The sequence below is a fragment of the Acinetobacter sp. YH12064 genome (assembly GCF_013419735.1).
Taxonomy (GTDB): Bacteria; Pseudomonadota; Gammaproteobacteria; order Pseudomonadales; family Moraxellaceae; genus Acinetobacter; species Acinetobacter amyesii.
Window position 1 is genome coordinate 103,464 of record NZ_VOZP01000002.1, and the last position, 12,584, is coordinate 116,047.

A 12,584-nucleotide genomic window follows, 5' to 3' on the forward strand; every position below is an offset into this window, starting at 1 on the left:
CTGTGGGCTAAATGGATAAAGCTTTCATCGCCTGTTGCTGCTGTTTATTTTTGACTTGTGTCCATTGCCACCAACCAAACGCCGCCAAGCCCACAAAACCGGCATACAACGCCGCAGTGAGATACAGGTCTTTGTATATAAACATACCCACATAAATAATATCGACAAATACCCAAAGCACCCAAGTGGCAATATGTTTCCGGCTGGTCCAATATGTTGCGAGTAAGCTAAACGCGGCCAATTGTGCATCCAAAATCGGTACGGCTGCATCGGTAAAATAGTGCAGGCTTAAACCAAAAATCAAACCACCCACCGCAGCTAAGAGCATTTGAAAGATCACGAGTTTGGTGGCAATCGGTTCAATACGAATGTCGTGATCTTGTTGTTTGCCCTTTAACCAATGATAAAAACCGTAGAAGTTCACCACCACAAAGAAAAACTGCAAAATGGTTTCGCCATAAAGTTTGTAGGTATAAAACAAGTAGGCATACAGCAAAAAAGCTGCAAAGTTAAACCACCAACACCACATATTTCGCTTTATGGTTAAAGTCACCCCGATTAAGCTAATAATGACTGCAAATATTTCTAAGTTCGACATGGTTGATTGGGCCTTAAAAAAGCTGCAGCTATTATGGAAAAAATCGGCCCAAAGGCAAGCTATATCCTGCACTATTTCATATCAACTCTGTAAATTTTAAATAAAACCATTCATCCCCCTGACGATGATTTTGATATTTTGAACACATCAGTTTTGATAGTTTTCTAACAATCGTTTAAAAACTTAGCTATGCCTAAAAAACAATCAGAAGGAATCACCCAAATGTCAGAACAACAAGGTCGTGTAAGTCGAGAAATTCGTGGTCATCTTTATTTGATCGGTTTGGACCGTGCGGATAAACGAAATGCGTTTGACAGTCATTTAATTCATGACCTTTCACTGGCACTCACTGAATATGAAGATGATCCAAATTTACGTTGTGCAGTAATTTTTGCTCATGGTGATCATTTTACTGCGGGTCTAGATCTGGTCGAACTACAACCCAAACTTGGCAGCGGGCTGTTTAATTTTCCTGATCAGCAAATTAATCCGTGGGGAACCAACTCACGACAACGAAAAAAACCAGTTGTGGTCGCGGTACAAGGGTTCTGTTTTACAGCGGGTATTGAACTCATGCTGAATGCCGATATCGTGATCGCACAGCGTCACACGGAGTTTGCTCAAATGGAAGTGCAGCGTGGCATTCTTCCCTTTGGTGGCGCAACAGTTCGCTTTGTGCAAGCAGCGGGTTGGAATAAAGCCATGCGCTATTTACTCACGGGTGAACGTTTCAATGCACAAACGGCATATGACATGAACTTGGTGACTGAAATCACAGACCAAGCGCCCTTATCTCGTGCAATTGAACTTGCAGAACAAATTGCACAGGCTGCACCACTGGCGGTTCAGGCAACACTCGCTGCAGCACAGCAAGGTGTGCATTTGGGAGCCGATGCCGCCTTTGCGCAATTAGATCAGCACTTACAACCATTACTAAAAACACAAGATGTACAAGAAGGCGTGATGGCCATGCTACAACGTCGCGCAGCCAATTTTCAGGGCAAGTAAGCCTTTATTTAAACTGAGTAAACCCTTTCCGTCCTGCCTATTCAGAGAAAAATTATGCCAACGGATTTAGAACAAGCAACGCAAGAAATACATAGTACACCCGTGAGTTTCCCTGCAACCGATGGTTATACGCTTTCAGGCGTTGAATATCGGCCTAATTCTGCAGCTAAAGCCAATATTATTATTTCAAGTGCGACAGGTGTACCTCAACAATTTTACCGTCGTTTTGCCGAGTATGCCGCAGGACTCGGTTATCAAGTACTGACTTTTGATTATCGTGGTATAGGACGTTCTGCACCGTCAAAACTTAAAGGCTTTAAGATGTCTTATCTTGACTGGGGACGTTATGACCTTTCTGGTGCCATAGCTTATATGCAACAACACGGTCAGGAAACTTTTCTAGTGGGACACTCCTATGGCGGTCAAGCACTAGGCCTCACCTCAAATCATGATCAGATACGTGCCATGTATTGTTTTGGCACTGGCGCAGGTTGGCATGGCTATATGCCATTTAAGGAAAAAATGAAAGTGCACGTGATGTGGAATATCGTTTTTCCACCGATGGTTGCTGTCAAAGGGTATTTGCCTTGGAGCAAACTCAATATGGGCGCTGACCTTCCTGTCGATGTCTATAGACAATGGCGTCGTTGGTGTAAAAACCCAACCTATTTCTTTGCCGACCCTGAGCTGAGTGAGTTATCTCAACAATATGCTGCAGTTCAAACGCCGATTTATGCGGTCGCTGCACTTGATGATGACTGGGCATTACCCAATTCACGACATGCTTTTATGCAACATTATGCGCAAGCGTCAATGCACTATATCAATATTGAAGCGCAAGATTATGGTCTAAAACAGATTGGTCATATGGGATATTTCCGCAAAGGTGCTGAACTCTTATGGCAGGAAGTGATTGGAAGGTTTAACGAGCTATTAGTCGCCTAGACCAATTTACTTCATACATAGCACATTGATTTATTCGGATAGAGAGATACATGCGTCCACGGAAAAACACCTCTGAACATCTATTACTACAGTCAGCACACGCCTTTAAACGCTATGGTTATATGGGCTGTAGCATGGGGAAATTGGCTGAAGCCTGTGGACTCTCAAAAGCTGCGTTTTATTATGACTATCCGAATAAAGACGCTTTGCTGATGGAAATTTTAAACCTGACACACGTGAAGTTAAAGCACAGTATTTTTCAGCAATTACAGCAATCCACTGCATCACCTCAACAGACTTACCCGCACATCCATCAACTCGCCATCCAGTTTTTTAGCCAAGGTGGATTAGGTTGTTTAGTCGGGATATTAAGTATGGAACGTCAACATTTGCCTACCGAGATTTTTGCAAAATTACAGTCCATCTTTCAGGAGTGGCAACTGGCCTTTGAAGTGTTTTTTCAGCGATGCATGAGCATCGAACATGCCGCTCAACTTGCCAAAGTCAGCTTGGCGGATTATGAAGGCGCGATTTTAATGGCCCGAATAACCGATGATTTGAGTTATCTCGATTTAGTCCAAGATCGCATTTTGCTTCAACTTGCGGAGTCTTGATAGCGATATTCAATTTTATGTTCTTCGCCAAAACGGTCGACATGTGTATAAAACTCACCGTATCGGCCTAAATAATACTCGAGCGATTGATTGTAAAAACTCCAATAAATCGACCATTCATTCAGATCTAATTGGCGAATTTGAGTTTTACAATTGACTGGCATGCGACGTAAAAAAACTTCTTGTAACTGTTCGGCTGCCTGTAGCGAATCTAATTTGTATTGTTGTTGAAAGAAAATTTCCGCAATATCATCAAAAAGTTGCTGTTCATATTCATCTACTTCAATGACTTGATCGACGTCACGAATAGCATCATCATTCGATGCTAAAGAGATACTTTTCGATTTTTTTGGTGCTTGGTAACGCGTATATTTTTGACGATATTTTTCTGTTTTTATTATTTTTTTGACCACGATTCCTGCTGCAGACAACGCAATCAGAATACACATCACAATGAGAAAAATAACCATAATAACAACCTACTGCCGATGACGCGCATGCACATCTTGAATCATCGAATATTTTTATGGACTAATATAACGCACAATAACGTTTAAAATTCATACAAAATTATTTTAAAGCTGAAATCTTGCCAATTTTCTTTGCTAATTTATTTCAAACTATTACACCTGCTGAAATCATTGAGTATGTATACATTTCTAAAAAATCTATTATTACTTTAAAAACAGTATAGTTAGATGCATTTGTGTGGTTATTTATCCGTATTTAACGATTAATTTATAAATATACATTTGTAAATTTTGCAACAATTTTGAAATAAAAACCCAACCCAACGGCGCAATGGCTGCAAAAAAACATAAAACGCAACAAGAAGCCTCTTTAAGCACAAGGCGATATCTTCTGAAATGACAGGCTGTTGGAGTTTTCTATAAAAAGAAAAAATTATGATACGCGAAGCACAAATTCAGGATATACCCGAAATTATTCACGTGATTCACAACAGCATTCGTTCATGTATCCAGGACCATCAACGTAATGAAAGTGTGATTCAAACTTGGCTTGAGGAGGCAAATCAATCAAATATCTTAATGTGGATGCTTTACAACGATAGTTGGGTCTACGTCAGTGACAATCGAGTGGTCGGCTTTATTTTAGTCAGTGATCAGGGACAAATTTTACTGAACTATATCTGCCCAGAACGTCAGTACCAAGGCATTGGTAAGGCGTTATTGTTAAACATGATGCACTGCGTCAGGAAAAAGAATATTACCGAGATCAGTCTAGAAAGTACTCATACGGCACTCGCCTTTTACCAAAAATATGGTTTTGTCGCACATCAGGATTTTGAGCCTGCCGATGTTCCGCTCAAATTGGTCAAACAGCTCTGTTAGTAGAGAGGCAAACCTCATAAAAAGATAGATTTTCAAATAGGATGATTATGATAGGTGAATTTAAAAAGAGATCAATCTAAATAAGTATTGGCAAAGGATACTAGCGATAGCACCGCAAAGTTTTCGCCGTTTACAACGGAGTATCAAGGCTTAAGTTGATCGCGTCCTGCCTGTTTAGCCATATATAAATAATGGTCTGCATGCTTCATTAAGGCTTCGATACTGTCGAAGTCATTTTGCTTATCCATCCATGCCATGCCCAAACTCAGTGTGACGTAATTTTTGTCATCCCCCCGATTAACATGTTCAAGTTGTTCATTACGCATGGCTTCGAGTACCAATTGCAATTGTTCTTGGGCAATCGCATACGGAACATCATGCATCAATATGGCAAACTCTTCTCCCCCATAGCGAGCCACATAGGCTGAACTTGGCAGGGTATTTTGCATGGTTTTCACGATCTGCTGTAACACCTCATCGCCTTTGAGATGTCCATAGTGGTCATTATAATTTTTAAAATAATCGACATCTAACATGGCAAAGACCAATGTTCGATGACTATGAAAACGGACTTCTGAATATAAACGTTGAATTTCGGCATTCAAAGCACGACGGTTGAATGCCCCCGTTAAGGCATCAATACGAATTTGTAGCTCTAATTTTTTATTCAGCTCATGGAGCTGTAAGGTGCGCTCTTTGACTTTCTGATCGAGTGAACTGTTTAGCTCAAGCAGACTATTATTTAACTGCTCGGTATGCATCGACTGCTGTGCATAATGATGCGATTGCTGAAACATGATCAACAAGGCATACAAACTGGTTGAAATGAACGATAAATTGACGGAATCAATCAAATTCATCATCAGCAAAAAGTCGTTTAAAAAAGTAATGCATAGGAAAATAACCGCGATTAAATTTAATTTTGAATACGGTTCTTTCTTTTTCAGTGTTACGTAAAAACCATACGCAAAATTACTCAGAACAACGATCACATAGGCAAAGCTGTAGGTTGCCAAAGGCTGAAAAATCTCAGGCGTCGAAACAAAAGTCACTGAAATATTCAAAGACAACAGCAACATCGCGATCTGATAATTTAAGGTAAATAAATAGCGACGACTGAGCAAGTGGATATAACTTAAAAAGAAAATCGATGCCAAATAGGTAAATAAGTATTCTAATCGCGTGCCCCACAACCAATTAATATCGGTAAAAGTTGTATAGGCATAAGGTGCTGAAAATAAATTATGGAGTGCTAAAAAGACAATAAATAAGCCAAACACCAAATTACTTCGGCTATTGCGACCGCGTAACCCTCGGAAGACTGAAAATAGGATTGTAAATAGTCCCACACCCAAGACGGCACCAGACACCATTCCAATACTCATCATCTGTTGTTGGAATTGGCGGTTTACTGTCTTAGCAATACCAATACGCATCGGGTTTTCAAACCCGCCGTGCATACTGTTAAAACTTGAAGCCTGAATGGTTAAGGTGAAATATTCATCTTGTGCCACAAAATAGGCAATTCGTGGTGCATTCTCCGTTTTTTGTTCTGCTTCAGTTCGCCCAACTTCACCCAAACGAACGATCACATCACCATTTAAAAAGACCCGATACGCACCGTACTGATTTGGAATCAATACCGCGATACGACGACCAATAAATTGTTTGGGGATTTGGAAATGTCCAGTATATGTCCCAAAGCCTTTACTGTCCCCTGTGATGTCTTTAAATGATGCAGGCAGATAGACCGTTTGACCGACTAGAACCGAACTCGGAGAAGTTAAAAATTGATTTGGATAAAACAACCATTTGCCTTGTAAGAGGCTACTGGTGTCTTCCGTGAAGTAGATTTGGTTAACTTCGTTTTGATGTTTTAAATAAAACGATTTAGGAGCAGTTTCATACTGTGCTTGAGCAGTCGATACAGTGAATGCCAATATAAAAATAATAAAGGTAAGAACCCAGAACAATCTGGTGCAAGGCAACTGTAAAGACAACGACTTTGATTCCTGCGTTTATACTCGAGCAATTATTCTAATCTACGGTAAAAGACAAAAATAACAACTACTATTTTATCAAATTGATCAATAACTTCCATGTCACTGATCTAAAACAGTCGCTGTATTAATCGCGAGTTTTTACATCATACAATTCAATCTCAAAAATAAGATTTGAATTGGCAGGAATTACATTACCCATTTTACGTTCACCATAAGCCAAATGTGATGGCACAATTAACTTACGTTTACCACCGACTTTCATCCCCATGATGCCCTGATCCCATCCTTTAATTACACGGCCTGTACCAATCACTGTTTCAAAATAATTACCACGATCCAGTGATGAATCAAATTTAGTACCGTCTTCTAACCAGCCTGTATAGTGTGTTGTAATCAAAGCGCCTTTAACCGCTTCTTTACCTTCACCTACCACTAAGTCAATAATTTCTAATTCCGTGCTCATGCTCTCAACCTCAAATGCCGCAATCTAAATAAAGCACCATTATAAACAGAATCAGTCTGAACATGATGCCCTTGAATGCGTTAGAACTTACCGACTCAAAGTTGAGAACACAATAATTTAGATCAGTATGCAAATAAACATTTACTAGTAAAGCTCACATGTCTTGAAACATTTAGGAGTATTCCGTTATCACTAAGATGCAATGGGAAGAAACGAATAAAAAATTTAAAGCGCTCTAAAAGTTTGAACGTTCATTGAATGAAGAAGTTTAAGCGCTATAAACAACGCTATTTACATAGCTAATAAAGAGGATTCTTCCATTGGCGTTACATAAATTGAGGGCTAGAAATTTTCCCGAATTAAATTTTTATGATGGTTTTAGATTGACTGAGTTTCAAATCAACTTTTAAATTAACAGAATCGTATTAGCTGAAAAAATAGTTATAGCGACAAGGATGCAAGCCTAAACTCGCATCCATCATCATGAGTTAAATCAAATCATGCGCTTATTGCAATTGTGTCCATTCAATCACCGCTTGAGCTTTATCACCAATCAAAGTCCATTCGCCATCCATTACGTTTAATTGTAAAGACATGGTTCGTTCGCATAACTCTTGAATGGCAGCTGTACTCGCTTCCGATAATTGCCAAATTTCAACATTCTTCAATGTTTTCAGTTTGCTGTTGCGTTTATACCATTCGTCTACTGATGAGCCATAAGTAATCACAGCGACTTGTGGGCAACGAGCACTGGCTTTTTTGACTTTGTCTTCGTCAGGGCAACCGACTTCAATCCATTTCACCAATTGACCTGTTAAATCTTTTTCCCACAGCGCTGGTTCGTCTGTTTCGAAAAGATCTTTGGTAAATTCTAATGCATCATCTGCATAGCGTGCATATGCCAAGACACGCACCATCAAACGTTCAATCGTTTCAGAAGGATGCAAAGCCATCGTCAATTGATAATCACCATATTGGTGTACATCCATATTGGCAATGTTCAAATCTGCTTTATAAATTGTAGCTTTTAGCGCCATGGTAAAGTCCTCAAATTTGGCGCCTAGCATATAAGATTTAGCAAGCTTTTGCTGCGTTGATTTACTTATTTCTCAGCTTTATCGGCATCGATACGACACTGCATTAAGCGATCTTCAAATTCGAGCCATTCACGTTCAGTTTGGTAAATAATTTCGACACGATTATCGATACTTTCCTCGCTCGACTGATAATTAAACTGATCGGGATTAAAGTTAAAGGTTTTCCACCCTTGGTCTGTCTGAAAAATACCTTTGATCCGTAGCCAATCTTGCTGCTCACAGAGTAAATCTAACAGCTCAAAAAAGTCGAAGGTCCATCGTTTTGGGAGTTTCCAACCTGCGACACTATAGCCCTGAGCGGATTCAACATAATGATAAGGCAACTGTTTAATTTCTGTGGGCACATCGACCAACGTTTGCTTTTGTATCGCCAATAAAGGCTGAATTTTACGAGGACTTCCCACATAGGCAAGATCAATATTTGTTAGTTTTAAATCACCTTTGACGACATTGATCCATTGCTGCTGATACGGTAAATACGCTTGTTTGAGTCGTTCCAAACCAACTTGATCGGCCTCACTCATACAATCGACATGCGACACCACCACGATTTGTGCCACTTTGAGTTGATCGGCATACAGATTTTGCGAAGTCCACTCTTGATCATGTAAGCGTGAGCCATCAACCACGGTTACCAATGCCCGCATGGCTAAATGCGAATGCCAATGTGGCTCGGTCAATTGCTCCAAAAGTTGCCCAGGATGTCCCAAACCTGTCGGTTCAATAAACAGTCGGTCAGGTTTCACCTCTGACAATAACCGTGACAACGCAATTTGCATCGGCAGTTGGCTACTACAACATAGACAACCACCCAATAATTCCTTCACCGCAAAGCCCTGATCTTGCGGCAACATCTGTTGATCGACCCCGATTTGTCCAAACTCGTTCATCAGTACGGCCCAAGTTTCGCCCGCTGGCTTTTGCTTCAATAACTGCTGTAAAACTGTGGTTTTACCCGCACCTAAAAAGCCAGAAATAATATGAACAGGAATCGCACCGTGGGTAGAAACTAATTTCAAAAGTGAGTCACTCAAATAAATAGCCAATGATTGATGGCCTTTACCATAATGATTTCAAAAAAATGCTGCAAGCCTAGTCTTCATATCTCTGTCTTCATTTTCCTAAAGCATAGATCAGTCTCGTATTCCAACGAATTGTATAATCATCTGGCTATTAAGAGCCTGTTTATTCCATTTGCATGAATGCATGACATATCTGGTCACACTTTATTGGCAAAGTTAACTCTTATATTTTAAAAAATGGTTATCTCGAAAAGAATCCTTACATTTGGATTTTAGTGAAATTTCTGGATTCTGCTTATTTACGACATCGATGTAATCATCATGTAAACAATGAATGAATCATGAAGCCGATTTGGTCATTTTTTCTTGCAAAGTTAAATGAAGATTCCGATATTTTTTTACATTTGAAACACAGGATGGACGGTTATGTATTCATCCAGTTAACCAGTCTGTTTCACTTTGTTGCTCGCATTGATCACTCGGTTTTCTCGATTTAGCATGAGTTCTCTCCTGATGGACGTGATGATCTTTTCAGGACTTACTAAAATATATAAGGATGCTCAAAATGAAATTAACTCAAATTTTACTTGCTTCTACTCTAGCTGCTGCAGCTGCAACAAGTTTTGCTGCGAGCAAAGATAAACAAGAAGCGCCTGAACAAGAAAAAGTAGTGGTTAGCACTCAAGAACAGCCAGCGACTGAAACAACTGCTGCTGAAGGTACTGCTGCTCAACCTGCTTCAGAAGCAAATGCTGAAGGTTCTGCACCAGCCCAACCTGCTCAGTAATAGACGAATAGCGTACTCCACACGCTAAATTCATTTAGTCTGCTGCTCAACATTTATCCCTCACTAATAAAATGTTGTGCTAAATGAATAAAAGTCGCCGGATCATTGAAAAATGGTTCGGCTTTTTTATGCTCAAAGCCACTGATTGATAGATTTTAATGATCGATAAATCATTCAAAATGATTGATGATTTTCATATAAATAAATATATATCATCCACTTAAAATAAAACCCTGCAAAAAACACGACAATTCGATTCATCGTTTCGACTTATGCCTAGCTTGTTGAAAGTCTCTGTTTAGAACTTAATAGTGGCATATGTGAAGTGATTGGATGTTTACGCATGAGCAATAAAGCAAATTACACAACGGAAGTTGCCATTCTGGGCGCAGGTCCTGTCGGCTTAACCATTGCAAACTACTTAAGTAAGCAAGGCGTCAATGTCACTGTGATTGAACAACTGGACAGCCTGATTGACTACCCACGTGCGATTGGTATTGATGATGAATCATTACGTACCATCCAATCATTAGGTTTAGTGGATCAAGTGTTACCGCATACAACACCGAACCACGCGATGCGTTTCTTAACCCCTAAAGGTCGTTGTTTCGCAGACATTCAACCGCTCACTCGTGAATTTGGTTTCTCACGTCGTAATGCCTTTATTCAACCGCAAGTCGATAATGTACTACTACAAGGTTTAAAACAGTACGAAACCACAAATGTTTTATTCTCTCGTCAATTGTCTGATTTTAGCCAAGATGCCAATGGTGTAACGCTAAATATTCAAAATAAAAACGGTGAAGCTGAAAAAATTCAAGCGCAATATTTGATTGCTTGTGATGGTGGTAACTCAGTAGTACGTCGTACCCTCAACATCGGCTTCGATGGTAAAACTGCACCGAACCAATGGATCGTGATCGACATCAATAATGACCCACTTGCAACGCCACACATTTACCTATGCTGTGACCCTGTGCGTCCTTATGTATCTGCTGCTCTTCCACACGGTATTCGTCGTTTCGAATTTATGGTGATGCCTGGTGAAACTCAAGAAGAATTAAGCAAACCTGAAAACATTGCCAAACTATTGTCGAAAGTACTTCCAACGACCGATGGTATTGAAGTGATTCGTCAGCGCGTTTATACCCACAATGCCCGTATTGCAGATAAATTCCGTGTAGACCGTATTTTACTTGCAGGTGATGCTGCGCACATCATGCCAGTATGGCAAGGTCAAGGGTATAACAGTGGTATGCGTGATGCATTCAACCTTGCGTGGAAAGTTGCAATGGTTGTACAAGGCAAAGCTGGCCCTGCGCTTTTAGATACATACCAAGTTGAACGTAAAGATCATGCCAAAGCGATGATTGATCTTTCTGTAATGGCGGGTCATGTCCTTGCGCCACCTAAAAAATGGCAAGGTTTCGTGCGTGATGGTATTGCCTATGCGCTCAATTACATCAAACCGATCAAACAATATCTATTGGAAATGCGCTTCAAGCCAATGCCGAAGTACAACGACGGTGCATTGATCAATAACGGTGTTAAAGATTCACCTGTGGGTAAAATGTTCATTCAACCACATGTTCAACTTGAATCTGGTGAAAAAGTCCTACTTGATGAAGTCATCGGTAACGACTTTGCAATCATTGCTTGGGGCGTCGATCCGAAATGGGGTCTGTCAGATGCAACCATGAAAAAATGGCAAAAATTGGGCGTTAAATTTATCCAAGTATTGCCTGCTGTTCAGCTTAGCAATGAAAATCGCACCAAGTACGACAATGTGATTACGATTGGTGATATTGGTACTGATATTCGTGGTTGGTTTGGTAAAACCACTGAATCTATTACGATTCTTCGACCAGACCGTTTTGTTGCAGCGATTGCAATTCCACAAACTTTAGACAGCGTGAGCCAACAATTGTTTGCAAAATTGCATGCTTAATTGGGTTTAGTACCCAATTAAAAAAACCACGCACATCGCGTGGTTTTTTTTGACGACAAATCGGTTTAAACCGACTGAAACCAATGCACATCTTTTACCGATTCACGTTGCTGAATCTGCTGAATAAAAGGTTTAAATTCCTCTAAATATGGCAATATTTTGAATGAAATGGCATACACCATCCAATAAACCAAATATAAATCTGCTGCGCTAATTTTATCCCCCAACAGATATGGCTGGGCCTGCGCAAGCCCTGTTTTAATAAAATCTAAAAGTATTTTTTCATTACCAAAACTCAAACTGCCACGTTTCTCATCCATCAACTCAGTGCTAATGCCGACATTTTTCATGTCCATGTATTCAGTCAGCGGACCATGACAGAAAAACATCCATTTCAAATATTCACCCCGTTTTGGATCATCCAAGGCGGGAGCTAAACCTTTTTCACTAAATTTATCGGCTAAATAACTAAAGATGGCAGCGGTCTCACTAATCACGACAGTGCCATCGACCAAGCAGGGAACTTTGCCCATGGGATTTATCTTGAGATATGCCGCTTGATACATCTCTTCATATGGCACTTCAATAATCTCAACTTCTAACTCGATATTTAATTCTTTCAATAGATATTTAATTCTTTCAATAAAGGCAGAATGGTATTACTGCGTGAGCGTGGATTGCTGTAGAGTTTCATTGTTGGGTTCATTGTAGATATCCTTATTTTCATCCTTATTGTTCTATCTATTA

Annotated in this window: 12 protein-coding genes and 1 pseudogene; 6 read left to right on the top strand and 7 right to left on the bottom strand. The window is 40.0% G+C overall.

What is annotated here, in order from left to right:
* Positions 1-7 precede the first annotated feature (7 nt).
* Complete coding sequence (pnuC, locus tag FTU13_RS02155) at positions 8-598, bottom strand: nicotinamide riboside transporter PnuC (protein ID WP_180120566.1); 591 nt, start codon at positions 596-598, stop codon at positions 8-10.
* A gap of 222 nt (positions 599-820) precedes the next feature.
* Here pnuC and FTU13_RS02160 point away from each other — a divergent pair, with 222 nt between their 5' ends.
* The 3 genes from FTU13_RS02160 to FTU13_RS02170 are packed head-to-tail and all read left to right on the top strand — an operon-like array spanning position 821 to position 3,165.
* Entirely contained in the window at positions 821-1,606 is a 786-nt protein-coding gene (locus FTU13_RS02160; protein WP_180007551.1) for a crotonase/enoyl-CoA hydratase family protein, read from the top strand.
* 54 nt (positions 1,607-1,660) lie between these two features.
* On the top strand, positions 1,661-2,551 hold the full coding sequence (locus FTU13_RS02165; protein WP_180126259.1) for an alpha/beta fold hydrolase: 891 nt from the start codon (positions 1,661-1,663) through the stop codon (positions 2,549-2,551).
* 50 nt (positions 2,552-2,601) lie between these two features.
* A complete protein-coding gene (locus FTU13_RS02170; RefSeq protein ID WP_180126257.1) occupies positions 2,602-3,165 on the top strand; it encodes a TetR/AcrR family transcriptional regulator in 564 nt (187 codons plus the stop codon).
* On the opposite strand, the gene FTU13_RS02175 is transcribed toward FTU13_RS02170, so the two are convergent.
* Positions 3,147-3,635, bottom strand: coding sequence for a hypothetical protein (locus FTU13_RS02175; RefSeq protein ID WP_180034488.1), 489 nt, complete (start codon positions 3,633-3,635; stop codon positions 3,147-3,149). The genes FTU13_RS02170 and FTU13_RS02175 overlap by 19 nt on opposite strands.
* 435 nt (positions 3,636-4,070) lie before the next feature.
* On the opposite strand from FTU13_RS02175, the gene FTU13_RS02180 reads away from it, so the two are divergent.
* Positions 4,071-4,517 carry a GNAT family N-acetyltransferase gene (locus tag FTU13_RS02180; protein WP_078191420.1) on the top strand — a complete coding sequence of 149 codons (447 nt, stop codon included), beginning with the start codon at positions 4,071-4,073 and terminating at the stop codon, positions 4,515-4,517.
* 143 nt (positions 4,518-4,660) lie between these two features.
* Here the strand turns inward: FTU13_RS02180 and FTU13_RS02185 are convergent, their stop codons facing one another.
* The 4 genes from FTU13_RS02185 to FTU13_RS02200 all read right to left on the bottom strand — a co-directional run bounded on the left by FTU13_RS02185 (position 4,661) and on the right by FTU13_RS02200 (position 9,099).
* Positions 4,661-6,457 carry a diguanylate cyclase domain-containing protein gene (locus tag FTU13_RS02185; RefSeq protein WP_180083811.1) on the bottom strand — a complete coding sequence of 599 codons (1,797 nt, stop codon included), beginning with the start codon at positions 6,455-6,457 and terminating at the stop codon, positions 4,661-4,663.
* Positions 6,458-6,644: 187 nt separating this feature from the next.
* Positions 6,645-6,983 carry an FKBP-type peptidyl-prolyl cis-trans isomerase gene (locus FTU13_RS02190; RefSeq protein WP_078191421.1) on the bottom strand — a complete coding sequence of 113 codons (339 nt, stop codon included), beginning with the start codon at positions 6,981-6,983 and terminating at the stop codon, positions 6,645-6,647.
* Positions 6,984-7,489: 506 nt separating this feature from the next.
* Entirely contained in the window at positions 7,490-8,020 is a 531-nt protein-coding gene (locus FTU13_RS02195) for a YaeQ family protein (RefSeq protein ID WP_180126255.1), read from the bottom strand.
* A gap of 65 nt (positions 8,021-8,085) precedes the next feature.
* Positions 8,086-9,099 carry a GTP-binding protein gene (locus tag FTU13_RS02200; protein WP_180126253.1) on the bottom strand — a complete coding sequence of 338 codons (1,014 nt, stop codon included), beginning with the start codon at positions 9,097-9,099 and terminating at the stop codon, positions 8,086-8,088.
* Positions 9,100-9,667: 568 nt separating this feature from the next.
* On the opposite strand from FTU13_RS02200, the gene FTU13_RS02205 reads away from it, so the two are divergent.
* Entirely contained in the window at positions 9,668-9,889 is a 222-nt protein-coding gene (locus FTU13_RS02205) for a hypothetical protein (protein ID WP_078191424.1), read from the top strand.
* Positions 9,890-10,232: 343 nt separating this feature from the next.
* The gene (locus FTU13_RS02210; RefSeq protein WP_180126251.1) at positions 10,233-11,837 is read left to right on the top strand and encodes a bifunctional 3-(3-hydroxy-phenyl)propionate/3-hydroxycinnamic acid hydroxylase; all 1,605 of its coding nucleotides are present in this window, start codon (positions 10,233-10,235) and stop codon (positions 11,835-11,837) included.
* Between the two features lie 65 nt (positions 11,838-11,902).
* On the opposite strand, the pseudogene FTU13_RS02215 reads toward FTU13_RS02210, so the two are convergent.
* Positions 11,903-12,531 (bottom strand): annotated as a pseudogene (locus FTU13_RS02215) (glutathione S-transferase family protein).
* Between the last annotated feature and the right edge of the window lie 53 nt (positions 12,532-12,584).